The 26479-nt window shown below is 37.9% G+C and carries 25 protein-coding genes and 2 riboswitches; of the genes, 23 read left to right on the top strand and 2 right to left on the bottom strand.

Annotated features, from left to right (window positions below; genetic code table 11):
- Positions 1–182 precede the first annotated feature (182 nt).
- The 4 genes from ACE1TG_RS15380 to ACE1TG_RS15365 all read left to right on the top strand — a co-directional run bounded on the left by ACE1TG_RS15380 (position 183) and on the right by ACE1TG_RS15365 (position 6010).
- Entirely contained in the window at positions 183–2582 is a 2400-nt protein-coding gene (locus ACE1TG_RS15380; protein WP_375053294.1) for a 3-hydroxyacyl-CoA dehydrogenase/enoyl-CoA hydratase family protein, read from the top strand.
- Positions 2583–2601: 19 nt separating this feature from the next.
- Entirely contained in the window at positions 2602–3777 is a 1176-nt protein-coding gene (locus tag ACE1TG_RS15375; RefSeq protein WP_375053293.1) for an acetyl-CoA C-acetyltransferase, read from the top strand.
- A 187-nt stretch (positions 3778–3964) separates the two neighbouring features.
- Entirely contained in the window at positions 3965–5749 is a 1785-nt protein-coding gene (locus ACE1TG_RS15370; protein ID WP_375053292.1) for an acyl-CoA dehydrogenase family protein, read from the top strand.
- 69 nt (positions 5750–5818) lie between these two features.
- On the top strand, positions 5819–6010 hold the full coding sequence (locus ACE1TG_RS15365; RefSeq protein WP_375053290.1) for a hypothetical protein: 192 nt from the start codon (positions 5819–5821) through the stop codon (positions 6008–6010).
- 172 nt (positions 6011–6182) lie between these two features.
- Here the strand turns inward: ACE1TG_RS15365 and ACE1TG_RS15360 are convergent, their stop codons facing one another.
- The gene (locus tag ACE1TG_RS15360; protein WP_375053289.1) at positions 6183–6731 is read right to left on the bottom strand and encodes a VanZ family protein; all 549 of its coding nucleotides are present in this window, start codon (positions 6729–6731) and stop codon (positions 6183–6185) included.
- Between the two features lie 160 nt (positions 6732–6891).
- Here ACE1TG_RS15360 and ACE1TG_RS15355 point away from each other — a divergent pair, with 160 nt between their 5' ends.
- From ACE1TG_RS15355 to sufB, 13 genes are all read left to right on the top strand, one after another.
- Positions 6892–7248 (top strand): arsenate reductase family protein, encoded by a 357-nt coding sequence (locus ACE1TG_RS15355; protein WP_375053288.1) that lies wholly within the window; start codon positions 6892–6894, stop codon positions 7246–7248.
- A 75-nt stretch (positions 7249–7323) separates the two neighbouring features.
- The gene (gcvH, locus tag ACE1TG_RS15350; protein WP_375053287.1) at positions 7324–7707 is read left to right on the top strand and encodes a glycine cleavage system protein GcvH; all 384 of its coding nucleotides are present in this window, start codon (positions 7324–7326) and stop codon (positions 7705–7707) included.
- Positions 7708–8150: 443 nt separating this feature from the next.
- Positions 8151–8504, top strand: a complete 354-nt coding sequence (locus ACE1TG_RS15345) for a toprim domain-containing protein (RefSeq protein WP_375053286.1) — start codon at positions 8151–8153, stop codon at positions 8502–8504.
- Position 8505: 1 nt separating this feature from the next.
- Positions 8506–8829: a thioredoxin family protein gene (locus ACE1TG_RS15340; protein ID WP_375053285.1), complete on the top strand. Its 324-nt coding sequence runs from the start codon at positions 8506–8508 to the stop codon at positions 8827–8829.
- 69 nt (positions 8830–8898) lie between these two features.
- A riboswitch (SAM riboswitch) is annotated at positions 8899–9009 on the top strand.
- A 100-nt stretch (positions 9010–9109) separates the two neighbouring features.
- Positions 9110–10141 carry a methionine ABC transporter ATP-binding protein gene (locus ACE1TG_RS15335; RefSeq protein ID WP_375053284.1) on the top strand — a complete coding sequence of 344 codons (1032 nt, stop codon included), beginning with the start codon at positions 9110–9112 and terminating at the stop codon, positions 10139–10141.
- Positions 10131–10799: a methionine ABC transporter permease gene (locus tag ACE1TG_RS15330; protein ID WP_375053283.1), complete on the top strand. Its 669-nt coding sequence runs from the start codon at positions 10131–10133 to the stop codon at positions 10797–10799. Before ACE1TG_RS15335 ends, ACE1TG_RS15330 begins: the two co-directional genes overlap by 11 nt.
- A gap of 14 nt (positions 10800–10813) precedes the next feature.
- Complete coding sequence (locus ACE1TG_RS15325) at positions 10814–11641, top strand: MetQ/NlpA family ABC transporter substrate-binding protein (protein WP_375053282.1); 828 nt, start codon at positions 10814–10816, stop codon at positions 11639–11641.
- A 208-nt stretch (positions 11642–11849) separates the two neighbouring features.
- A complete protein-coding gene (locus ACE1TG_RS15320) occupies positions 11850–12020 on the top strand; it encodes a YuzK family famiily protein (RefSeq protein WP_175476722.1) in 171 nt (56 codons plus the stop codon).
- Between the two features lie 406 nt (positions 12021–12426).
- Positions 12427–13212 (top strand): Fe-S cluster assembly ATPase SufC, encoded by a 786-nt coding sequence (gene sufC, locus ACE1TG_RS15315; protein ID WP_375053280.1) that lies wholly within the window; start codon positions 12427–12429, stop codon positions 13210–13212.
- 17 nt (positions 13213–13229) lie between these two features.
- Positions 13230–14540, top strand: coding sequence for a Fe-S cluster assembly protein SufD (gene sufD, locus ACE1TG_RS15310; protein WP_375053279.1), 1311 nt, complete (start codon positions 13230–13232; stop codon positions 14538–14540).
- On the top strand, positions 14540–15760 hold the full coding sequence (locus tag ACE1TG_RS15305; protein ID WP_375053278.1) for a cysteine desulfurase: 1221 nt from the start codon (positions 14540–14542) through the stop codon (positions 15758–15760). The genes sufD and ACE1TG_RS15305 overlap by 1 nt, the downstream gene beginning before the upstream one ends.
- Positions 15750–16184, top strand: a complete 435-nt coding sequence (gene sufU / locus ACE1TG_RS15300; protein WP_375053277.1) for a Fe-S cluster assembly sulfur transfer protein SufU — start codon at positions 15750–15752, stop codon at positions 16182–16184. Before ACE1TG_RS15305 ends, sufU begins: the two co-directional genes overlap by 11 nt.
- Before the next feature lie 100 nt (positions 16185–16284).
- A complete protein-coding gene (gene sufB, locus ACE1TG_RS15295; protein WP_375053276.1) occupies positions 16285–17682 on the top strand; it encodes a Fe-S cluster assembly protein SufB in 1398 nt (465 codons plus the stop codon).
- A gap of 896 nt (positions 17683–18578) precedes the next feature.
- Here the strand turns inward: sufB and ACE1TG_RS15290 are convergent.
- Positions 18579–18701: a hypothetical protein gene (locus ACE1TG_RS15290; RefSeq protein ID WP_375053275.1), complete on the bottom strand. Its 123-nt coding sequence runs from the start codon at positions 18699–18701 to the stop codon at positions 18579–18581.
- A gap of 467 nt (positions 18702–19168) precedes the next feature.
- On the opposite strand from ACE1TG_RS15290, the gene ACE1TG_RS15285 reads away from it, so the two are divergent.
- The 6 genes from ACE1TG_RS15285 to ACE1TG_RS15260 all read left to right on the top strand — a co-directional run bounded on the left by ACE1TG_RS15285 (position 19169) and on the right by ACE1TG_RS15260 (position 26265).
- Positions 19169–19948 carry a sulfite exporter TauE/SafE family protein gene (locus tag ACE1TG_RS15285; protein WP_375053274.1) on the top strand — a complete coding sequence of 260 codons (780 nt, stop codon included), beginning with the start codon at positions 19169–19171 and terminating at the stop codon, positions 19946–19948.
- A 12-nt stretch (positions 19949–19960) separates the two neighbouring features.
- On the top strand, positions 19961–21355 hold the full coding sequence (locus tag ACE1TG_RS15280) for a bifunctional metallophosphatase/5'-nucleotidase (RefSeq protein WP_375053273.1): 1395 nt from the start codon (positions 19961–19963) through the stop codon (positions 21353–21355).
- 60 nt (positions 21356–21415) lie between these two features.
- Entirely contained in the window at positions 21416–21718 is a 303-nt protein-coding gene (locus ACE1TG_RS15275) for a YunC family protein (protein WP_092492101.1), read from the top strand.
- Between the two features lie 134 nt (positions 21719–21852).
- The gene (locus ACE1TG_RS15270) at positions 21853–22938 is read left to right on the top strand and encodes an HD-GYP domain-containing protein (RefSeq protein WP_375053272.1); all 1086 of its coding nucleotides are present in this window, start codon (positions 21853–21855) and stop codon (positions 22936–22938) included.
- Positions 22939–23001: 63 nt separating this feature from the next.
- Positions 23002–23793: a sporulation protein YunB gene (gene yunB, locus ACE1TG_RS15265; protein ID WP_375053270.1), complete on the top strand. Its 792-nt coding sequence runs from the start codon at positions 23002–23004 to the stop codon at positions 23791–23793.
- A 48-nt stretch (positions 23794–23841) separates the two neighbouring features.
- A riboswitch (Lysine riboswitch) is annotated at positions 23842–24018 on the top strand.
- 699 nt (positions 24019–24717) lie between these two features.
- Positions 24718–26265: a Na+/H+ antiporter NhaC family protein gene (locus ACE1TG_RS15260; RefSeq protein WP_375053269.1), complete on the top strand. Its 1548-nt coding sequence runs from the start codon at positions 24718–24720 to the stop codon at positions 26263–26265.
- Positions 26266–26479: the final 214 nt, after the last annotated feature.

The following is a 26479-nucleotide window of genomic DNA, read 5'->3' as shown; positions in this document are numbered from 1 at the left end:
ATAATAGTTTAACGCAGTTTCTAAAGTCATTAAAGCCTAAATAGTAAAAAATATACTCATTTTTTATTGCGAAATATCAGAATATAATTTATACTAATAAATAGATGGATAGGTAACTATCTTTTATTTTTATCGTTAAAAATGAATGAGTATTCATTCAAATGAAGATAGGGGGACAAAACATGAAGCAAACAATCAGGCGCGCTGCAGTGTTAGGCTCAGGTGTTATGGGGTCTGGGATTGCTGCCCACTTGGCTAACGTAGGAATACCAACAATAATGCTCGATATTGCACCAAAAGAGTTAACGAAAGATGAAGAAAAGAAGGGCTTAACATTAGAAGATCGAGCTGTACGAAATCGTATTGCTGCACAGAGTAAAAAGGCGCTGCGTAAGCAAAATCCATCACCAATTACCTCAACAAAAAGTCTTGACTTAATTGAAGTTGGCAATATGGATGATGATATGGAAAGACTGGAAGATGTTGATTGGGTTATTGAAGTCGTTGTGGAAAACCTGGATATTAAGAAGAAAGTATTTGCAAATGTTGATAAATATCGTAAAGAGGGAAGCATTATAACTTCCAATACTTCAGGGATTTCGGTAGAGGATATGGCTGCTGATTGCTCAGAGGATTTCCAAAAGCATTTCCTTGGAACACACTTTTTCAATCCGCCACGCTATTTGAAATTGCTTGAAGTTATTCCAACAAAACACACAGATCCAGAAGTACTGGAATTCATGAAAACGTTTGGCGAAAATGTGCTGGGCAAAGGTGTAGTTGAAGCAAAAGACACACCAAACTTTATTGCTAATCGTATCGGTACATATGGATTGCTTGTAACAGTACAGGAAATGTTAAAAGGCGGATACAGTGTTGGTGAAGTAGATTCTGTTACCGGGCCAATGATTGGACGTCCAAAAAGTGCTACATTCCGTACACTGGATGTTGTTGGTTTAGATACATTTATTCATGTTGCTAAAAATGTTTACGATCAGGTTGAAGGTGCAGAAAAAGAAGTATTCGATGTTCCTGATTTTATTTTAAAAATGCAGGATAACGGCTGGCTTGGTGCCAAGAGTGGCCAAGGGTTTTTCCTTAAGAAAAAAGGAAAAGACGGAAGTACAATCTATGAATTGAATCCGGAAACACTAGAATATGAGGATCGTAAAAAACTAAAAACGGCAGCTACTGAAACGGCGAAGCAGGAAAAAGGATCTCGTCGTAAATTGAAAGCGCTTGTATCAGCCAAAGGCGACAGAGCAAGTGACTTGGTATGGTCAATCATGAAGCCAGTATTAATTTATTCTGCTGAACTTACAGGTGAAATTGCTGATGATATCGTATCCATTGACCAGGCAATGAAATGGGGATTCGGCTGGGAAATTGGTCCATTTGAAACATGGGATGCCATTGGCTTGCGTAAATCTGTTGAACGGATGCAGGAAGAAGGCGAAACAGTACCTGGATGGGTGCTTGAGCTATTGGAAAAGGGAAACGAGTCCTTCTATAAAACCGAAAATGGCAATGTTTATTACTATGATAACGGTGAATACAAGCAACAGAGCTTTAATGAAAAAGAGATTAATTTAAAGCGTTTAAAAGATGTTAATGGGGTCATTAAAAAGAATACGGGAGCAAGTTTAATAGATTTAGGTGATGGTGTTGCAGGACTTGAATTCCATTCACAAAGTAATGCAATCGGTCTTGATATCATCCAAATGGTAAACTTTGCAATTGAGGAAGTAGGAAGAAATTACAAAGGACTTGTAATCGGTAATCAGGGTAAAAACTTCTGTGTTGGCGCAAACCTTGGCATGATGCTGATGGAAGCCCAAGATGATAATTTCTTTGAATTGGATATGGTTGTCCGTCAATTCCAAAAAATGGCGATGAATATTAAGTACTCAGAAAAGCCAGTTGTAACAGCACCATTCAATATGGCACTTGGTGGAGGTGCTGAAGTTTCATTACCAGCAGCTTCTATCCAGGCATCTCCTGAAACCTACATGGGTCTTGTTGAGTTTGGAGTCGGCTTAATCCCAGGTGGCGGCGGAACAAAAGAACTTTATCTAAAAGAACTTCGTAATATGCCAGAGGGCGTTGATTTTGATCTGACAAAAGTGGCAAATGATGTTTTTGAAAAAGTAGCTATGGCTAAAGTATCAACTTCAGCCGCTGAAGCTCGAGAAAATGGATTCTTAAATAGTAATGATGCTATTAGTGTAAATCCAGATCACTTGTTACATGATGCAAAAGAAAAAGTATTGGCGCTTGCAAATGCTGGTTACCAAGCACCGAAGCGCGAAAAGATTCCTGTAGTAGGCGAAGCTGGATATGCTGCAATGCTCTTAGGCGCGAAGACACTTCAGTTTGGTGGATATGCATCAGATCATGATGTGAAAATTGCTGAAAAACTTGCCTACGTTTTATCAGGTGGACGTATTAAAGAAGGTACGCTAATTGACGAGCAGGTCATGCTTGATCTAGAGCGCGAAGCTTTCTTAAGCTTAATTGCTGAACCAAAAACGCAACAGCGAATGCAACACATGTTATTAAAAGGAAAACCACTACGTAATTAATAGAAGAGGGGGAAGAAATGTGAAGGAAGCAGTAATTGTTGCAGGTGCAAGAACCCCTGTAGGAAGAGCTAATAAAGGATCACTAGCAAATTCAAGACCAGATGATTTAGCAGCATTAACAATAAAGGAAACATTAAAGCGTGCAGGAAACTATGACGGCAACATTGATGATGTGATCATTGGATGTGCTATGCCGGAAGCAGAACAGGGCATGAATATGGCACGTAACATCGCCGGACTTGCAGGATTAAAGAAAGATGTGCCTGGAATAACAATTAACCGTTATTGTTCGTCAGGCTTACAAAGTATTGCATATGCAGCGGAACGTATTATGGTTGGTGCAAGTGATTCCATCATTGCAGGTGGCGCAGAGTCAATGAGCCTGATTCCAATGGGTGGTCACGTAATCAAGCCGAACACGAAGCTTGTCCAGGATGCTCCAGGGTATTACATGGGAATGGGGCACACCGCAGAAGAAGTAGCAAATCGCTTTGGTATTTCTCGTGAAGATCAGGATGCATTCGCTGTTCAAAGTCATGAGCGTGCCGGAAAGGCAATTCAGGAAGGAAAGTTTAAGGATGAAATTGTTCCTGTTGAAGTCACAAATCGGATTGTTGGCGAAAAGAACAAAATTGAAGAAAAGAAAACGATGTTTGAAATGGATGAAGGGGTCCGTCCTGGAACAACGAAGGAAGTATTGGGTAAACTTCGCCCTGCATTTAACGTGACAGGTTCCGTTACTGCTGGTAACTCCTCGCAAATGAGCGATGGAGCTGGTTCCGTACTTTTGATGGACCGCGATAAAGCAGATTCAGAAGGGCTGAAACCGCTAGCTAAGTTCCGTTCGTTCGCAGTAGCAGGAGTAGAACCGGAGATTATGGGAGTTGGACCAGTTGAAGCAGTACCAAAAGCATTGAAAATAGCAGGACTTGAGCTATCTGATATCGGATTATTCGAGTTAAACGAAGCTTTCGCATCACAATCTGTTCGAGTAATCCAGGCACTTGATCTAGATCCGAACATTGTTAATGTAAATGGTGGCGCTATTGCACTTGGTCATCCCCTTGGCATGACAGGTACTAAATTAACGTTAAGCCTTATTCATGAAATGAGACGCCGCAACGTACAATACGGAGTCGTGACAATGTGTATCGGTGGCGGTATGGGTGCTGCTGGAGTGTTTGAACTTTTATAAAGTTGCGTGCAAAATACCGAAGTTCACTGCAGATTCGCCGAAGTTCACCGGGAAATCGCCGAAGTTCACAACTAACTTGCTCGAAGTTCACAACTCAAGTGCTGAAGTTCACAACTTCAGCACAGCAGTAAGCAATAAGGGCGCCTACATTATGGCGCCCATCCAATAATGGAAGGGAACGATTCAAATGAGCGAAACAAAAGAGAAAATTTTTAAAGGTGGAGCATTTTTAACAGAAGATTTAACTGGGGAAGATGTCATCACACCAGAGGATTTTACTGAAGAACATAAAATGATTGCAAAGACAACAGAAGATTTCGTATTAGGTGAAGTTGTACCGAAAATTGATAATCTGGAAAATCATGAATTTGAACATTCAGTAGACTTACTGAAAAAGGCCGGGGAACTAGGATTGCTTGGTTCTGATGTTCCAGAAGAATATGGTGGTCTTGCACTCGACAAAATCAGTTCATCATTAATTACGGAGAAGTTTTCACGTGCTGGTGGATTCTCGGTAACACACGGCGCCCATGTTGGTATCGGTTCTTTACCAATAGTTTTCTTTGGTAATGATGAACAAAAAGAAAAATACTTACCTAAACTTGCCACAGGTGAATTATTGGCTGCATACGCATTAACTGAGCCAAGTTCAGGTTCGGATGCATTAGGTGCAAAAACTACAGCAAAATTAAATGAAGCAGGAACACATTATGTTTTAAATGGTGAAAAGCAGTGGATTACCAATTCAGCATTTGCGGATGTTTTCGTTGTTTATGCAAAAATTGATGGCGAACATTTCTCAGCATTTATTGTTGAACGTGAATTTCCTGGGGTTTCAACCGGCCCGGAAGAGAAGAAAATGGGTATTAAGAGCTCGTCAACTCGTACATTGATTCTGGAGGATGCAGAAGTACCAGTTGAAAATTTATTAGGTGAAAAAGGCCGCGGCCATGTTATTGCATTTAACATCCTTAACGTTGGCCGTTATAAGCTGGCAATTGGTGGTGTAGGTGGGTCAAAACGTGCCCTTGAAGTGGCAACCAAATATGTGAATGAACGTAAACAATTTAATACACCAATTTCAAGTTTCAGCCTAACACAGGAAAAATTAGCAACAATGGCAACAAGAACGTATGCTAACGAAAGTGCTGTATATCGTACAGTAGGATTGTTTGAACAACGCATGGGTGCATTGTCGGATGAGGAATTAAAAGATGGCCGTGAAGTGGCAAAAGCAATTGCAGAATATCAAATCGAGTGTTCCATCAATAAATACACGGCAACCGAATGTCTTGATTATGTAACGGATGAAGCTGTTCAACTACACGGTGGGTATGGCTTTATGGAAGAATATGAAGTTGCACGTGCATACCGTGACTCACGTATTAACCGTATTTTTGAAGGAACAAATGAGATTAATCGGTTAATCGTCCCTGGAACATTGCTAAAAAAAGCAATGAAAGGTGAACTGCCATTACTTCAACAAGCACAGAGTCTACAGGAAGAGCTTATGATGATGATGCCGGAAGAAATTGGCGATGAAACGTTAGAACAGGAAAAATATCTATTGAAAAATGCAAAGAAAATGGTATTGCTTGGTGCTGGTCTTGCTGCTCAGAAATATGGCAAGAAGCTTGAAAATGAACAGGAGATCCTTGTTAATCTTGCCGATATGACAGCAGAAGTATACAATATGGAATCAGCAATTCTTCGTACAGAGAAGGCTATCAATAAGTCAGGGGAAGAAAAGAATAAACAAAAGCTTCTTTATACACAAGTATATGTGCAGGAAGCATTTAATCGCATTGAGGCTGATGCAAAAGAAACTTTAATTGGAGTTGAATCAGGTGATACCCTCCGAATGATGCTGTCATCATTACGTAAGCTGACTCGTCACACGCCAACAGATGTGATTGGGAAAAAACGTGAAATAGCTGCTAAGATAATTGAGGAAGAGAAATATCTAGTTTAATAAATTGCCACCCTCTGCTTTAAAGTAGAGGGTGGTTTTACATTTGGCAGTTTTTAAAAGATAGTTGCTATGGGTATCAACTGTAAAGCTATGTTTGTGATTGAAACTGGAAAGATTATACAGTTAGGGAATCGTTATTGCCACTCGGAAAAGGATCGCCAAACAGTCGAAGTGAATCCTCATTCCGCTAAAAGCAGAAATTCAGCCAAATTTGAGGCAGAAATGGCAAATAGCGGAATGAGGATCCGAACCCAAGCTTAAAACGAAGGTTTTCAAGGAAATAACGGAATGAGGATCCGCCAAAACAGAAGGCTGGATCCTCATTCAGTTAAAAAATAAATTCTTCAACAACAGGAGTGAAATGTATGTTATTAATACGTGATTTCTAATGTTATTAGCTCCCAAAACTGACCCCGGTAAGTTATTAAAGAGTCTACTTTTTCAAACTTATAAAAAACAAACCGATTTTCATAACTGCAAACCCTATGATAACTCCAATTGTATTTAAAATAAGATCATCAACATCAAAACTTCTTGATAGTACCTTTAGCAAAGAGAGAACAAGTTGTGTTACTTCAATAGCAAAAGATGCTGCAAAGCCAATTAGAAACATCTTTAAAAAACTGATTTTCCTGTTTACTAATACAAGTAACATTCCCATTGGAATAAAGACAGCAGTATTCCCAATCAGATTAACAGAAGCAACAGATATTCCCCCTTGGGAGAATAAAAATAAATAATTTTCAATCGTGTTAAATGGTATCAGGTTTATGCCTACCCAATCACTTCGAGTAGCGTCTGTGGAAGGAAACACTGTCAGGTAAAGTAAACTTTCCATATAAATAATCCACAAACAGTAGATGAATTCTTTGTATAGAACAATTTTTCGATCCGTTTTCATTAAAACTATGAACCTTATAGATATGAAAATGGCCAGGGATAGGAGGATAAAGTATACCGGTAAAGCGTTTATATAATGCATGATCATTCCCCCTATTAACTAACCTGCATGTATTATAGCATATGATCAGGCCATATGAAGTTTTTTGCAGGAAGTCTTTGAAAGTTCACAATTCCATCGACCAGGCGATACTATATTTGCTATAATAAAAATAATATATGAAATTATTAGGAGGGGTTAAATGACTTTAACGTTTTACTGGTATCCAAACTGCGGAACTTGTAAAAAAGCGAAGAAATGGTTAGACGATCATGAAGTCGATTATACTAGCATACATATTGTGAACGATCCACCAACAAAAGAAGAACTTGTAAACATGATTTTAAAAAGTGGTTTGCCTGCCAAAAAATTTTTTAATACTAGTGGGAAGAAATATCGTGAATTGAATATCAAAGATCGAATAAAGAATGCTAGTCTTGAAGAAATGACTGAGATTCTGGCATCTGATGGTATGTTAATCAAACGACCAATCACAACAGATGGAAAAAAAGTGACTGTTGGATTTAAGGAAGAAACCTTCAATGAAAATTGGCTTTAACAAAAGTAAAAATGCTAGAAAAAAGTGCATATACCTAGTATAGTAAGATTGCAATTAACTAACGGAGGGATTCAAATGAGCTTACCAAAAGATTTATTATATTCAGAAGAACACGAATGGATAAAACAAGAAGGCGATAAAGTTCGTATTGGTATTACTGAATTTGCGCAATCCGAATTAGGGGATATCGTTTTTGTTGAACTCCCTGAAGCGGGCGAAGAGGTTGAAGCAGATGAGCCATTCGGCAGCGTTGAATCTGTTAAAACGGTTTCCGAATTGTACGCCCCAATTAGCGGGAAAGTTGTAGAAATTAATGAAGAATTAGAGGATAGTCCTGAATTTGTTAATGAATCACCATATGAAAAAGCATGGATGGTTGTTTTGGAGCCTTCCGATGATTCAGAGTTGAATAATTTACTATCTGCTGAGCAATATCAGGAAATAATCGAGGAAGATTAATCCTATGAATAAGGCTGACTGCACACTGTAATCTTGTGAAGTCAGTCTTTTTTTATTTGGCTATTTTCTAGGAGTTGGTTGTTACTCCAAGCAACGAATCTTTACAGGTAGTTAATGCAGCACGAACAAGGGTAGCAGCTTCGTATTATTTAGTGTGGCTCCCTGACTACTCGCGCGCTGTGTGCTCCATTGGAATCTGAAGAGTTGCTCTAAGGTGCGCGTAGTCTATTTCCAGAGCGATGTCATAGCACTCAGATTACTTTTTACATTGTGTCGCGCTTAAACTCATAGAACAGTATTTCTTTTTCATACCTAATACTTCAGTTTAAGCATAAACTATCTATTACAAATGATAATATCAATTATTGGATGTAGATTGAAAAAAGTAGTAAAATGTGTGATTAATGCATTCAGTGAATTTAATGTAAGGAGTGCATGTACTAATGACAAATGAAGTAGAAAAAGTTATCATTGTTGAGGGACTAACTGATAAAAAACAGGTCAAACGGGTGATAACAGACGATGTTGAAGTGATTTGTACGAATGGGACACTCGGTGTTGAACGATTTGATGAGCTGTTGGAAACGTATGATTTGGATAATAGGGATGTTTATATTTTAGTTGATGAGGATAGTTCAGGGATAAAACTGCGCAAACAGTTAACACGTGAGCTACCACATGCTGAGCACATTTATGTGAGCAGCGAGTATCGTGAAGTGGCAACAACCCCTGAAAACATACTTGCAACTGCCTTGGTAGGCAAACGAATCGAGGTTAATCCCATATTTTTGATTTAGGGTGGTAGTATTGCAACAGATTAATGAGGAACAATTAGAACAAGAGCATTATTTATTATATATTTATACACCATTTTGTGGGACTTGTGCATTGGCAAAATCAATGCTGGATAAGATTGAATCGGTTCATAAACAGGATATTTTTTATAGCATGAATGCCTCGTTGCACCCGGATTTTATGCAAGATAATGAAATCGAGAGTGTACCATGCTTATTAATAAAGGATGGTAACGAGATCAAAGAAAAAATCTACGCATTTAAATCAATTGCCAATATATATAGCTACCTAATGGACTACGAACCAGCTTTATTTTCGGATGAATAAATTTTATTGACACATGCTAATATGCGTGCTATTATCTAGATTATTGAATTTCAATTTAATAATTTATATCTCTTATCTTGAGCGGTGGAGGGGCTGGCCCTATGAAACCGCGGCAACCTCAAATGTTTTTTATTTGAAAGGTGCCAACTCCTGCAAAGCAACTGCTTTGACAGATAAGGGAACGTAAAGACTACATATATTACGTCTTTCTGTTCTCTTACAGAAAGGCGTTTTTCTTATTTAGTAGGGCATAATAGTGGATGACTAAGGAGGAATACTTGTGATTTCAATAGAGGGTTTAAGTAAAGTCTTTAAATCAAATAAAAGCAACATTACAGCAGTGGATGATTTAACCCTTGATATAAAAGAAGGAGAAATTTTTGGTGTCATTGGGTATAGTGGTGCTGGAAAAAGCACATTTGTAAGATTATTGAATCGGCTTGAAGAACCAACAGGTGGGAAAATAGTAATTGATCAGCAAGAAGTTACTTCATTAAATTCAAAACAGCTCCGGGTAGCACGACAGGAAATAGGCATGATTTTTCAACATTTTAATCTATTGTGGTCACGCACCGTTAAAGATAATATTGCATTTCCATTGGAGATTGCAGGCGTGTCAAAAAAAGAGCGTGATGAACGTGTTCGGGAGTTAATCGAATTGGTCGGCCTTACAGGAAGAGAAAGTGCTTATCCTTCTCAGTTAAGTGGCGGTCAAAAACAGCGTGTTGGAATTGCAAGGTCACTTGCGAATAATCCTAAAGTATTACTGTGTGATGAAGCAACATCAGCACTAGATCCGGAAACAACGAATGCGATATTGGATTTGTTAGTGGATATTAATCAAAAGCTCGGTTTAACGGTTATTCTGATTACCCATGAAATGCATGTAATTCGTAAAATATGTAATCAGGTTGCAGTGATGGAAGAAGGGAAAATTGTTGAACAAGGTGATGTGCTGGATGTATTTTTACGACCGAAGAAATCTGTTACGAAGAAATTTGTTGAACAGGTGATGGGAACGAATGATGAAGATGATGGTGTAGCCCATCTAGTTGACACCTATGACACGGGTAAGATTATCCGACTCCATTTCGTTGGTGAAACAACAAACCAGGCATTGATTAGTCAAGTCGCCAAAAGATTTGCAATTGATATTAACATCTTGCAGGGGAAGATCACTCAAACGCAGCGTGGTGCGTATGGAACACTATTTGTTCAGGTGGATGGCGAGTTGAGTGAAATTGATAATGCAATAAACTTTATAACAAATGAGACCTCAGTGGAAGTGGAGGTGGTTCGGGATGCTAACTAATCTTTTCCCAAATTTGAATATGGAGGATTTATGGGTTGCTACTTACGAAACCTTTTACATGACCATCCTTTCATTATTTGGAACGTTTATCTTAGGTATACTATTGGGATTACTGCTTTACCTGACAATGAGAGGAGGGATTTGGCAAAATAAATTTCTGAATTTAATTGTGGCATCAATCGTAAACGTATTCCGAGCGATACCATTTATTATATTGATATTACTTTTGTTCCCCTTCACTGACTTTTTGATTGGGACTATACGAGGACCGAATGCAGCTTTACCAGCGTTGATTATTGGTGCTGCTCCATTCTACGGAAGACTTGTGGAGATTGCACTGAAGGAAGTTGATAAAGGCGTGGTTGAAGCAGCGAAATCAATGGGTGCAAAGACACATACAATTATTTTTCGTGTATTATTACCAGAGTCAATGCCGGCACTTGTCTCAGGGCTTACTGTAACCGCTATTGCCTTAATAGGTTATACGGCAATGGCAGGAGTTATAGGCGCTGGTGGCCTTGGAAATTATGCATACTTTTTCGGTTTCCAGCGGCGAATGTTTGATGTTGTATTTATTTGTACCGTGTTTATCGTAATTATTGTATTTATTTTTCAATTCATTGGAGATTTTATTACTAACAAATTAGATAAAAGATAAAGGAGAGAGATAAAGTGAAAAAGATCTTGGCATTTATATCTATATTTTTCGTATTCGTATTAGCAGCTTGTGGCGAAAGTAATTCCGGTGCAGGTGATAATGTTATTAAGGTGGGTGCATCAAGTACTCCACACGCACAAATTTTAGAAAAAGCTAAACCTATTCTTAAGGAAAAAGGAATCACTTTAAAGATTGAAGAGTACACTGACTATGTTTTACCAAATGAAGACCTATCAAATGGAGAAATCGATGCGAACTATTTCCAGCATATTCCATATTTAAACAAGCAAATTGCAGATATTGGCTATGATTTCACACACATTGGTGGAATTCATATTGAACCCTTCGGCATATATTCCAAAACAATAGAAAGTGTTGATGAAGTACCTAAAGGAACCGAAGTGCTTATGAGTCGTTCTGTCGCTGATCATGGACGAGTACTTTCCCTGTTGGAAAAAGAAGGGCTTATTAAGCTTTCAGAAAAAGTGGACAAGGTAGAAGCTACTACAGAAGATATTGTAGAGAATCCGAAAAACTTAAAATTTTCTTATGATTACGATGCAGCATTCTTACCAGAACTGTATGAATCAGAAGAAAATACATTAGTGGCAATCAATACAAATTATGCAATTGGAGCAGGACTGAATCCATTAGAGGATGCATTAATCATAGAAGGTGAAGAATCACCATATGTAAATGTTATTGCCGTAAAAAAAGAGAATAAAGACAATAAGGCATTAAACACATTAGTTGATGTATTGCATAGTGAAAAAATTCAGGATTATATAAAAGAAGAATTTGATGGTGCAGTAGTTCCTGTTAAAGGAGCACCGAGTAATTAAATTAGCGAATTTTAAGGAATTAATAGTATATGGAAGGTATTTGCTCTATATTTAAAGGTAAACCTGCTATCTATTTTCAACCCTTCCATACTTTATTCATTAAGATTTTAAACGTTTAAATGCACTTTGTATAGGGTATCGTCCTTGTGATATTCTTAATATTGTAATCAAATCGAAAGGATGATTCACTATTTATAGTGGGATTAGGATGAATTACACTCCAGAGATGGAGAAGGGAATGCAGCAAACGCATAAGATGTGTTATGCGGAGTATGAAAGAAAGTTAGAAAATCGCATTGCTGTTGAAAAAAGACGACAAAAAGAGTATGAACAATGTAAGCATATGGTAGCTGAAATTGATAGTCACATTCATAATTAATAAATAGTCATGATGCTGGTACCCCGGTGTGGGTGCCAGCGTTTTTATTGTCTTCCTACATAAGTGGAACCGAAGCTTACTCCTAAGTATTAGGGATTTTATAGAAACAAGAACCCCTAATTCGACAAACTAAATTTTCCAAACCTTGGAAGAAAATAACCAGAAATAAGATCATGTTCTAGAGAAAGTACATTCTCAGTTATTGCATATAATATAAAGAAGAAATTTATGATTTTTCGCACAAAGAAAGCACGTTTAATCAGCTAACATCTGCGTATGATTATTCATGTGAATGAGTTGATAATAAATTCGAAATGCTTTAAGATTATAATGAGAATAAATTGAGAATGGATGTAATATCCATTTGAAAAAAATAAGAACAATAATAGTAATTGGAGGTATCGACATGGCAGGATCAACGCTAGAAATTAAGAATCTTCATGTTTCAATTGAAGGTAACGAGATATTAAAAGGTGTAAACCTTACGATAAAGGGTGGCGAGTTCCATGCAGTAATGGGACCAAATGGTACTGGTAAGTCAACACTTGCATCAGCAATTATGGGTCACCCAAAATTCGAAATCACTGAAGGAAGTGTACATCTTGACGGTGAGGATGTATTGGAAATGGAAGTAGATGAGCGCGCACGCGCAGGGCTGTTCCTTGGAATGCAGTATCCAAGTGAAATTAGTGGTGTAACAACATCTGATTTCCTTCGTTCTTCTATTAACTCCCGTCGTGAAGAAGGCGATGAGATTTCTCTAATGAAATTCATTAAAGAAATGGATAATGCCTTGGACTATCTTGAAATCGATAAAAATATGGCGCAACGCTACTTAAATGAAGGATTCTCAGGTGGAGAGAAAAAACGTAATGAGATTCTTCAATTAATGCTTATTAAGCCAGAAATTGCAATTTTAGATGAAATTGATTCAGGATTGGATATTGATGCATTAAAAGTAGTTTCCAAAGGAATTAATAAACTACGTGACGATAACTTTGGTTGCTTGATCATTACACACTATCAGCGTTTACTAAATTATATTACACCAGATCAAGTGCATGTTATGATGCAAGGCCGTGTTGTTAAATCAGGTGGGCCTGAATTAGCAAAGCGTCTTGAGGCTGAAGGATATGACTGGATTAAAGAAGAACTAGGTATTGAAGACGCATCACTTGAGCAAAAAGCGTAAAAGTTAGGAGGGGTAATATGACTGTTGAAACAAAGTTGCCATACGACAAAGATTATATCAGCCAGTTTTCACAAGATAATAAAGAACCGGAATGGATGAAATCATTACGCCTTCAAGCTTTGGAACAAGCTGATAATCTTGAAATGCCTAAGCCTGATAAAACGAAAATAGGCAGATGGAATTTCAGTAAATTCAAACATGATGCAGCTAAAGGTGCGGAGATTTCGTCATTAGATAATTTACCAGCAGATATACAGGACTTTCTTGATAAAGAAAATAAACAGGAAAACCTTGTAATACAGCGCAATCACACGGTTGCATATGCTTCACTGAATGAAGAACTGAAAAGTAAAGGTGTAATATTCACTGATATCTTTACAGCTCTTCGTGAGCATGAAGACTTGGTAAAACGTTATTATATGAAAGATGCAGTTTCTGTTGATGAACATCGTCTGACTGCACTTCATGCAGCATTGATGAATGGTGGCGTATTCGTATATGTTCCTAAAAATGTGCAGCTGGAAGATCCATTACAAGTGATTTTTTGGCAGGAAGATCCTGAAGCTGCAATGTTTAATCATGTATTGGTTGTTGCTGATGATAATAGTTCATTAACATATGTTGAGAATTATGTATCACAAAATAAAGAAGAAGAAACGGTAGCAAACATTGTTACAGAAGTAATTGCACATAACAATGCACAAATTTCATTTGGCGCAGTTGACAACTTCGCTGCTGGAACAACTTCGTATATTAATCGCCGTGGTGTCGCTTATCGTGATGCAAAAATTGATTGGGCACTTGGCCAAATGAATGATGGTAATACTGTTTCAGAAAATGTTACACATCTAGTTGGTGACAATTCTGAATCAAATGCGAAAACTGTGTCAGTTGGCCGAGGTAAACAAACACAGAATTTCACAGCAAATATAGTTCACTTTGGCAAGCAATCAGAAGGGCATATTTTACAGCACGGTGTTATGAAAGATAGTGCAACATCCATATTTAATGGTATCGGAAAAATTGAACATGGGGCATCTAAATCAAATGCTGAACAGGAATCACGCGTGTTAATGTTAAGTGAAAAAGCTCGCGGGGATGCTAATCCAATTCTTCTAATTGATGAAGATGATGTAACAGCAGGTCACGCTGCGTCTGTTGGCCGCGTTGATCCGCTTCAATTGTATTATTTAATGAGTCGTGGAATTACTCAAAAAGAAGCAGAGCGTTTAATCATTCATGGCTTCCTAGCGCCGGTTGTTAATCAACTGCCAATTGCTTCAGTTAAGGAACAGTTAACGCAAGTAATTGAAAGGAAGGTATACTAATGGATGCAAAAGCCATACGGCAACAATTTCCGATATTAAATCAGGAAGTGAATGGTCATCCTTTAGTATATTTAGATTCATCTGCAACATCACAAAAGCCATTGCCAGTAATTGAAGCCGTTGATGCATATTATCGACAAGATAACTCAAATGTACATCGCGGTGTTCATACACTAGGTACACGGGCCACTGACAAATATGAAGGTGCTCGTGAAAAAGTACGACACTTTATAAATGCAAATAGTACCGCAGAAGTTATTTTTACACGCGGTACAACGACATCAATTAACACGGTTGCCTATAGCTATGCACGCGCCAATTTGAAAGCTGGAGATGAAATTGTAATCACTCCAATGGAGCATCACAGTAATATAATACCATGGCAGCAAGCAGCTAAAGCTACAGGTGCAACACTAAAATATATACCATTACAGGCTAATGGGACGTTTACATTGGACGATATACGTGAGACAATAACAGATAATACAAAAGTAGTTGCTGTTACACATGTATCCAATGTACTTGGAACAGTTAACCCGATTAAGGAAGTTGCACAGATTGCTCATCAAAATGGTGCAGTTATTGTAGTCGATGGGGCTCAGGGTGCACCACATATGAAGATTGATGTAAACGAAATGGATTGCGACTTTTACGCATTCTCAGGTCATAAAATGTGTGGGCCAACTGGTATCGGGGTACTGTATGGTAAGAAAGAACTTCTTGAAGATATGGAACCAGTCGAATTTGGCGGAGAGATGATAGACTTTGTTAATCTCTACGATTCGACATGGAAAGAACTGCCTTGGAAGTTTGAAGGTGGGACACCTATTATTGCTGGCGCAATCGGATTAGGTGCGGCAATTGACTTTTTGAATGATGTTGGGTTAAACAATATTTCAGCACATGAACAAAAGTTAGCTGATTATGCACTTGAAAACTTACGGAAAATTGATGGTATTACTATATATGGACCTGAAAAACGTGCAGCGTTAGTTACATTTAACTTAGATGATGTACATCCACACGATACGGCCACAGTACTTGATGCAGAAGGTGTAGCTGTTCGTGCGGGACACCATTGTGCACAGCCACTAATGAAATGGCTTGATGTAGTAGCCACAGCACGTGCAAGTTTTTATTTATATAATACAGAAGAAGATATTGATCGATTAGTCGATGGACTATGGAAAACGAAGGAGTATTTTGGTGATGTCTTTTAACAACCTTGATACATTATATAGACAGGTAATCATGGATCACTATAAAAACCCAAGAAATCGGGGCGCAGTTGAAGGCGATGCGCTAACCGTTGATATGAATAACCCAACATGTGGTGATCGGATTCAGCTGCAATTGCAAGTAGTAAATGGAGTTGTTCAGGATGCCAAGTTTGATGGTGAAGGTTGTTCAATCAGTATGTCATCTGCATCTATGATGACCCAAGCGGTTAAAGGAAAAAAACTTGATGACGCATTGAAAATGTCGAAAGCTTTTTCACAAATGATGCTTGGTGAAGAGATGGATGATTTAGGTGATATCGATTTTGGTGATATTGAAGCATTGCAAGGTGTTTCCAAATTTCCAGCACGAATTAAATGTGCAACCCTTGCTTGGAAAGCAATGGAAAAAGGTGTCCAAGAATAGTAGGTAGCTAATGGATGATGGAGATAATGCCGGTTATTACGAAATGTCGTAGCAATATCGGTACTAGTACGTCCCAAAACATCTGAAGGAGGTTTTTTACATGGCAAAGCAAATGCCAGAAATGGAAGAGTATAAATATGGCTTTCATGATAAAGACGTTTCAATTTTCCGCTCTGGAAAAGGACTTACGCAAGAGGTAGTTGAAGAAATCTCAAGAATGAAAGATGAACCTCAATGGATGCTGGATTATCGTTTGAAAGCATTGAACCAGTTCTATAAGATGCCAATGCCGCAATGGGGTGGAGACCTTTCAGAATTGAATTTTGATGAGATTATCTACTACGTTAAGCCGTCTGAAAGAACTGAAAAATCATGGGATGAGGTTCCTGACGAGATTAAACAAACATTTGATAAGTTAGGTATCCCAGAAGCAGAACAGAAATATCTAGCTGGTGTATCCGCACAGTATGAATCTGAAGTGGTTTACCACAGCTTAAAAGAAGACTTGGAAGAGATGGGTATTGTATTTAAGGATACGGATACTGCACTTAAAGAAAACGAAGATCTTTTCAAACAATATTTCGGAAAAGTAATTCCAGCTTCAGACAATAAATTTGCTGCCTTAAACTCAGCTGTATGGTCTGGTGGATCGTTCATCTATGTTCCAAAAGGTGTACAAACAACAACACCTCTACAAGCATATTTCCGTATAAACTCTGAAAATATGGGACAATTCGAACGTACACTTATCATTGCTGATGAAGGGTCATCTGTACACTATGTTGAAGGTTGTACAGCACCTGTTTACACAACAAACTCACTGCACAGTGCAGTTGTTGAAATCTTTGTCCATAAAGATGCATATTGCCGTTATACAACAATTCAGAACTGGGCGAATAACGTTTATAACTTGGTTACAAAACGTGCCACTGCGGATGCAAATGCAACAATGGAATGGATTGATGGTAACATCGGCTCTAAATTAACAATGAAATATCCATCCATCATATTAAAAGGTGAAGGTGCACGTGGTAATACACTTTCAATTGCAATTGCTGGTCGTGGCCAGCACCAGGATGCTGGTGCTAAAATGCATCACCTTGCACCGAATACTTCTTCCACTATCGTTTCGAAGTCAATTTCAAAACAAGGTGGTAAAGTATCGTATCGCGGGATTGTTAATTTTGGGCGTAAGGCATCCGGTGCACGTTCTAACATTGAGTGTGATACGTTAATTATGGATAACGAATCAACGTCAGATACAATTCCATATAACGAAATTAATAACGACAATATTTCCTTGGAACACGAAGCAAAAGTTTCCAAAGTTTCTGAAGAGCAGTTGTTCTACCTAATGAGTAGGGGACTTGGTGAAGAAGAAGCTACTGAAATGATTGTAATGGGCTTTATCGAACCATTTACAAAAGAGCTTCCAATGGAATATGCCGTAGAAATGAACCGCCTAATCAAATTCGAAATGGAAGGTTCAATCGGTTAAAAACTGTAGAAAGCCTTGATATGATAAAGTCATATCAAGGTTTTTTTGGCAGTTAAGAAAGTATAAGTACTTTCTTGCTGCATAAGTGCAACTAAGGCTATCTATATTAAAGCTTGGCGATATGCCAAGTATTCTAAAAAGATAAGAAACCACCATGGCTACTGAATGCGCAGCCACCATCTATAATGAAAATTATTTTTCATATAGCAAATTTTGAAGTTAGTGGACACCAGGGACCTTATTTGGCAAAAATCCACGAAAATGGTGGTGTTAGCGGTCACCAAGGACCTTATTTCACACAAATACAGTTAAATAACCATGATATATGTATTATAAGCACTTCTGTGTCCGGATAACTTCGAGAAAGTTGATTTTATATAGAAATAGCGTCTCCTGTGTCCGCTAAAATCAGTTATAGAGGTATTTTCATACACATAAGGAGAACTAAGGCTATCTATATAAAGGATTTGCGATAAGCCAGATTTATTAATCAATAGGTGTATTCAACGAATTCGTGGTATAATAATTTTAGAAAAACATATTATATTAAAAACCGTCCCATGCAGCATACATGGAACGGTTCCAATAGACTATCCCCAGCAAGAGGGGTAGGCACAATTCAAGGAGTATAATCCCTCAATTAGCCTGCAAAAGCACATGAGGGATTATTTTTTATGTATAGGAAATTATAAAATTTAAGTGCTGTGGATAACTGGACTTCCGAATCAGCGACGTCCAGCTCCAGTGCCTAGCGCCTAGTGGACTTCCCTCCCCGTGTTTACGATAAGGAAATAAAGGATGTTCGACTAAAACCACCACATCCTGTGGCAACGTCGAACTACCCCACGTCCTGTGGGGCAGCTTACGCTCTTCGTGTATCCTTTATCTCACACGGGTCAGTCCAGTCCATACGGCGCTGAACAGGCGCTTGCGCTTTTGTTCTGGTTATTGTCCGACATAATAAACGCAATCAACATCCCGAAAGATATCATTAACGTTAATACCGTATCAACACCCATACGCATCACCTCCTTTTCAGGAAGTTTCTCCTAAAAAGATAAGTGTGCCTAACCCCTCATGTGAAGCCAATCTATTGTATCTCCACTATAACATATTCGGGTTTTGTTTTGCCTAATCAATTTAATAATTGCTTTTTTATAGGAAATTTATGCTGTTAGCTACTCATTAAACATGTATTGATACGATCTGAAGCCAATCTGAAATACGTTTTTTCCTTCTGCAACCTCAGCACGTAGAATAGCTTAACACTCTTCTACACCTACAATCGTATTTCGTAGCCAAAAAGTGGCATCAAAAATAAAGTTTTATATGACACTTTTTGGCTGTCGGTTTCGATAGTAGTAGTAGAAGAACACTTTCCGCGAAAAGTAGAAGTTCAAACAGAATTCAATAGCATTATGATGTATTTCATCCCTGATCAGTGCTACTATTGTGGTAGAAGCGAACAAGATTGAGGGGATAGTGTTTGGTTTATATTATTTGTGTTTTGATTGCTGTAGTATCAGCATTTATTGGAAGTCTAATTGGACTGGGCGGCGGAATTATATTAATTCCTAGCCTGTTAATTATGTACCAGAATTTTGATTCTTTTGCGTGGGCAACTCCACAGATGATTGTAGGTATATCCTTAATTGCCATGGTATTTACTGCGTTTTCATCTACAATTTCCTATTATAACGAAGGAAGGGTTGATTATCGATTAGGATTGCTTCTTTTGACTGGGAGTATTCCTGGTGGTATTTTTGGTTCATGGCTAAATCAGTTTGTAGATTCGGAAAAATTCACCCTCTATTTTGGATTATTGATGATCACTTTATCACTATCATTTTTAATAAAGCGAAAACAACCTGAAGCTAAATCAGGTGATGCAGATCAATACAATGTGTCTATTTGGCCAGCATTTATAATCTCTTCAATGGTTGGAATATTATCAGGCATGTTTGGTATAGGCGGTGGCTCAATAATGGTCCCTGCGATGATTCTTTTATTTGGATTACCCATTCATATAGCTACAGCGACATCAATGTTTATGATATTATTCATTAGTATTATTAGTGCAAGCACGCACATAGCTTTAGGCCATGTTGCTTGGGAGTATGTATTCTTTTTTATCCCCGGTGCATGGATAGGCGGTACAATCGGTGCTAAAATAAATCAGAAGGTTAAAGGTAATATACTTGAATGGTTTTTAAGGATTATCTTAATTGTAATAGGAATTCGGCTTATTATTGATGGAATAATGTAAGGAGTATATAACATGCAGGAGAAACTTTATTTTTATTATACAAACGATTTACATAGTTACTTTGAAAATTGGTCCCGTGTTGCCGGTTATTTAAAAGAAGAGAAGGTACGGAAACTAGCTGAGAATAATTCATGCTGGTTAATCGATATAGGGGATCATGTTGATCGTGTGGATCCGATTGCGGAAGCCTTTATGGGGAAAGCGAACGTAAGTCTAATGAATGATGTGGGTTATGATCTGGCTACTATCGGCAATAACGAAGGGATAACCTTGGCACATGATGATTTGCACCATTTATATGATGATGCCAATTTTCAAGTAGTCTGTGCGAATATGGAAAGTTTGACTAACAACGAGCCAGATTGGCTGCAGCCAACCGTAGAAATCAAGTCAGTTAGTGGTGTACGGATTGGTGTTATTGGATTGACTGCTCCATTTAATGCATTTTATGAGTTGCTTGATTGGCATATATCTATACCTCATCAAGCATTGGAAGAGCATATAACAAAATTAAAAGAATCTGCTGATGTTATCATTTTGTTATCTCATCTTGGCATTACGGAAGATCAGGAAATTGCACGCAGGTTCGATGATATTGATATTATTATTGGTGGTCATACACATCATTTACTGCGTACTGGAGAAATGATCAACAATACAATTATAACCGCTGCAGGCAAACACTGTGCTTTTGTTGGTGAAGTTATTTTAACATGGGATCATTCACTTCAAAAATTGGTTAATAAAGAGGCATATACAAAAGATATAACCCATATGGCTAAAGATCTTCCCACTGAACAGACCTTAAATGACCTGATGGAGAAATCAGATAAAATACTTGGCGAGACTGTGATTCATCTTGACAATCCTATTGAAATAAAATGGTTCAGACAAACAAAAGTAATGCAAAAACTTACAGACACACTATGCAAATGGACTAATGCAGATGTTGCGATGCTAAATGCAGGTGTGCTATTGGATCAATTTCCTGCAGGCAATATCACTTATAAAGATATTCATCGCATTTGTCCACACCCGATAAACCCGTGTGTTGTAGAGTTAATGGGTGACGAGTTGCTTGAGGTAGTTAGGGCTTCTTTTACAAAAGAATTAACGGAGCTTAAATTGAAGGGATTTGGTTTCCGTGGTGAGGTAATTGGGCGGATGATTTATTCCAATTTACAAGTAGACACGTTTTTTAGGGAAGATGGACATGAATACGTTGAACAAGTTACCTGGAATGGTGAAGCCTTAGATCAAAATAAAACCTATAAAGTAGCAACAGCCGACACATTTACGTTTGGCCGTTTGCTGCCGGAAGTAGCTAAATCCGAAACAAAAAAATACTTTTTACCCGAATTTCTTCGTGATTTATTAGCCCATACTTTGCGTAATGATTTTGTGTGACAATGAACCTCCTCAGTGCATAAGATATCGTGTACATTATGAGGGAGGAATAAACGTTAAATGATTACTGTAAATCCTTTGGAAGTGAACGGTATGTTCTTTACTGCGATTACGGTAGAACTGCCTAAAACGAACTTATTAATGATTTCCAACGAGGTAGGTTACATTATGTGCGGTGCTTTGGATGTAGATTTATTAAACAATGTGCTGGCGGACAGAAAAGTAATAGCGGGGCGTGCAGTAGGTGTCAAAACCATTGATGAATTATTGAATGCACCACTGGAGAAGATTACCGATGCCTCGAAAGTATATGGCTGGGAATCAGGAATGATAGGTAAGGAAGCCTTAGACAAAATATCCTAACGATATGTCTTCCAAAGCGGAAGGCATATTTTTAATTTTTATAGCAATTCCGGGCATTCTTTGGTATTATTTTAATGAGTGTATGTCGAATTTCAACGAATAATGTTAGACAAGCTAAAGTAGGGAGTTCATTTATGAGACTTGTAAGCACAAATTCTATTGAACCTGGCACAACGCTTGGTCAAACTATATACAATGATAATGGTCAAGTGTTAATACATAGAGATTTAGACTTAACACAGAGAGTTATCAGGCGACTGCTTAATCAAGGTATAACATATGTTTACATAAAAGATGAATTAACGGATGATATTGATATTGAATCTCCTATCTCAGAGGAATTACGGGTGGAGGCATCCAATACAATAAAGGAAACCTTCTCAGAGATGAGACAGGAAGGATTTATGAATAATTCACACATATTAAATAAACAGGAAAAAAAACTGACCGATATCATTCAGCAGATAATGGATCAGATGCAAAGCAATTCAGATACCGTATCATTGCTTGCCGATATTTTTGTGACGGATGATTACATATTTCAGCACTCTATTAATGTAACGATTTACTCCATTGCAATAGGAATTGAATTGGGTCTTTCTGAAAAGGAATTATCAGAAATTGGTACTGGTGCAATGCTGCATGATATTGGTAAAGTGTTCATCGATCAGAAAATTTTACAGAAACCTGAAGCTTTGAACACTGAGGAGTTTCAAGTTATAAAAGAACATACTCAACTCGGATTTGACTTTTTAAGAAAGCAATTGGATCTACCTTTATTAGTAGCACACTGCGCTTACCAGCACCATGAACGTTTGGATGGGTCCGGTTACCCGCGTGGTATTAAGGGAGATCAAATGCATAAGTATGCCAAACTTATCAGTGTTGCTGATGTTTTCGATGCTGTTACAAGTAATCGAGTATATCGGGATGCGAAGCTGCCGCACGAAGGCTTAGAGGTGTTATATGCTGGTGCAATTAATTTATTTGATAAAGAAATGGTCGAAGCATTCAAGAAAAGTGTTGCTGTATATCCGAACGGACTCACTGTTAAATTAAGTGACGGCAGAAATGGTATTGTTTCAAAACAGAACAGACACCTGTGTGATCGCCCTATTATTAGAATTTTTCAGGAGAACGCTAAGGAAGTTGAGCCATATGAAATCGATCTGGCATCAATATTAAATGTAACAATTACGTCGTGCAATCTGGAATCATAAATCAATAATATTAAATTCTAACCTCCTTAAAACAAGCATAAGTTGTTTTATAAGGGGGTTTTTATGTTGAAACAGCCCATCATCAGGAGAAAAAGGAACCCACGGACACCACCTCCCGTGAAAAATATTATGGTCATAACTACGGTATTGTTTAGTGTTATGGTTGGCTTGAGTATATGGATAATTGATCAGGGAATAAAAGACCCATTAATGAGAATTGCTGAAAATAAAACAACAGAATTCGGAACCAGAGCGATAAACTCGGCAGTGAGATTTGCGGAGGATTACAGGTTTGAGGATATAATATCAATGACGGAAGATAATGAAGGAAATATAACAACCGTTGGATGGAATCAATCGGTGATTAGTGAAATTAATCGAGTTGCGACTGACCGTGTTGAGGAATTTTTTATCAGTATGAATGAAGGCAGACAGCCTACATATGAAGAATCACTTCATGAAACTCCTGAATACGATGGGAGCGCAGGAGATCTTCCCAAAAAAGACCCTACAGTCGTTGAGATCCCTATCGGTCAGGCAACCGGTAATACTGTGCTTGCTAATTTAGGGCCGAGAGTTCCAGTGAACCTTCAACTTACTGGAGCAGTCCGTACAGATGTCATTACAGAGCAACAGCCTATTGGGCTTAATGGAACAGTGCTGACTATTTATATTATGGTCGAAGCGGATGTACAGATAATTGTACCTTTTACGACAGATGTGACAGAGGTACAAAATAAAATTTATATTGATAAACGAGTTATCATGGGAGATGTACCTGAGTTCTTTAGCAGTGGTGGAACAGGTAATCCAACAATATCAATTCCAAAAGACTCCTTGAAGGATGAAGAATAAACTGATATAATATTTTAGGAAAAATAAATATGGCTAACCTTATCAGATCGGTGAGGTAGAGGTGCAAAAAATATAAGTAGTCAGTTAGAGATTGACATCAATGACGACTGATGAAAGGGTTTTTTGCCGAAGCGTAATGATAGTCAAGTCATTATTGCTGGTATGTTTTTGAATAAAAAATATACTGCCATGCTAATACTTAGTGCATGGAGAACTACTGATCGAAATGGAGGATAACGTATACTGTATATGCAATGGTAGGTTATTTTCTATCATTGCTTTTTTGCGTCTTTTTTTCTTTAGGTTGTTTTTTAAAAGTTTGAGTGCTTTATCAAAGTAATGGAATCATAACGTAGTTGATATAAACTGTGAACGAGTGAAATTTGTAAGTTTCTCTAACCACGCAGCTGGAATATGCTCCCTTTCCATGGGCAAGTGCCGAGCCTCCTCAGCTCGTACCTCGCCTGCGGGGTCTCGCCTAGCTTGTTCTTCCCACAGGAGTCTCGCATATTCTAGCTGCTAGTTTAAATGGTTTGAAAATTTTTACTTTTTAACCATCACAATGTATATTTTGTTATTTTATCAAGTTATTATGAGCAAATCCTAGCGCAGGAATACACTTAGACTCCTGGGGAAGGATAGGCCTAGATGAGACATCTGAGTGCGTCAGCATGAAGAGGGCTCATCAGCCGCCCTAGGTGCGCGAAGTGTATTTCCGTAGCGGTTTTACTGCACCCAACTAGTTTGCAGTTTATATCGATTGCGAAGATAACAAAGCAACAAAACTTATGAAAATAGCCTTACTTTAAGGAGATATAACAGTATAACAAAGGCTTTTGCTAGTAATTTCTGGCGATATGCTAATATACTCACATCGGATCTTTGCCATCATGCACTTCATCAAAGAAATGGAGGAAGAGGAACATGGAAGGAACAATTTTTTCAATCATTCCAGCAATTATTATGTTAGTACTTGTTTTACTAACGAGGAAAGTATTGCTGTCACTAGGGGCAGGAATAATTGTCGGAGCCTTATTTATTCATGATTTTGGAGTAATTGACTCTATTCAGGAAATAGGTATAATCTTTTATAATATTTTTATTTTAGATGGTTCGGTTAACATTGGTAATATTTATTTATTGAGTTTTTTATTACTTCTAGGGATGCTGACAGCATTTTTAACAGCATCTGGAGGAAGCAGAGCCTTTGGAGACTGGATGATAAATAGGGTTAGGACACGTAACGGTGCCCAAGTAATGACAGCAATTATGGGGCTAATTATTTTTATAGATGATTACTTCAATAGTCTCGCTGTTGGGCAAATTGCAAGACCATTAACAGACAGGCATAAAATTTCACGGGCAAAGCTTGCATACTTTATTGATTCGACATCTGCGCCCGTGACTGTTATTTCGCCTATTTCAAGCTGGGGCGCTTATATTATTGGTATTATTGGCGGGCTTTTTACTGCAAATGAAATAACTAATATTCAGCCGCTTGAAGCGTTTATTACGATGATCCCGCTTAACTTTTATGCACTTTCAGCAGTAATTCTGGTATTTTTAGTAGCATTTCTTAAAATCGATATTGGGGCAATGCGTATACATGAAGATCGGGCTAAAACGGAAGGGAAGTTGCTTAAACCAGGTGAAAATAACGTTCCGGGAGATCTTGGTGACGCTTTTGAACCACATGAACAGGGAAGAATTTACCATTTATTAGTTCCTATTGGTGTTTTAATTGTTGCTACTGTTACGGCAATGGTTTTAACAGGTATGAATGCAAGTGGAGCTGAGGTTACGATTTTATCAACCTTTGCAAATACGAATGTTAACCTTTCATTATTTGTTGGAGGAGTTGCGTCAGTATTAACTGCATTGGTATTCCATCTCCAGCAAAGACAACCTAAAGCTAATTGGGGAAAAGTTCTGTTCGAGGGTATCAAAACAATGCTTCCTGCAATTTATATATTGCTGCTGGCCTGGATGATTGGTTCTGTAATTGGGACGCTGGAAACAGGTCAATATCTAGCACAGATTGTTAGCGATGCTTCAATCAGTTCAGCATTTTTGCCACTGTTGTTCTTTATTATTGCAGGCCTGATGGCATTAGCGACAGGTACATCGTGGGGAACATTTGGGATTATGCTGCCAATTGCAGCGGAAGTTGCAGTTATAACAGACGTTTCTATGTTGCTTCCAGCACTATCGGCCGTATTGGCAGGGGCTGTCTTTGGTGATCACTGTACGCCAATTTCAGATACGACCATATTATCATCCACAGGTGCTGGCAGTAACCACATTGATCACGTTCTGACACAGCTTCCCTATGCGCTTATCGCAGCATTTGCTTCAGCTATAGGGTATTTAATAATTGGTATAACCAATCAGGTAATTCTTGCACTGTTAGCTGCATTAATTGTAGTAGTTTTGGTTGGATTTATTATCCAGTTTATCAATAAAAGAACATAGTAAATTCAGGTGAAATCGGTCATCACGTTAAGTATTAAAATACTTTGTGATGGCCTTTTCCCGTATTGTAGTAGAGAATTTTATTTAACGAAAATAAAGCGAATACAGAAAATTTGTATATTACTTTGACATAGTCTAAAAGTACCGTTATAATACAAACATCAATATCAGAATAAAATAAAGATTGTAAACATTCCTTGTTACTCCAATACAT

It is taken from the genome of Virgibacillus sp. JSM 102003 (assembly GCF_041949995.1).
GTDB lineage: Bacteria > Bacillota > Bacilli > Bacillales > Amphibacillaceae > Lentibacillus.
Note: the sequence above shows the minus strand (reverse complement) of the source record. Positions and strands in the feature narration are given on the sequence as shown.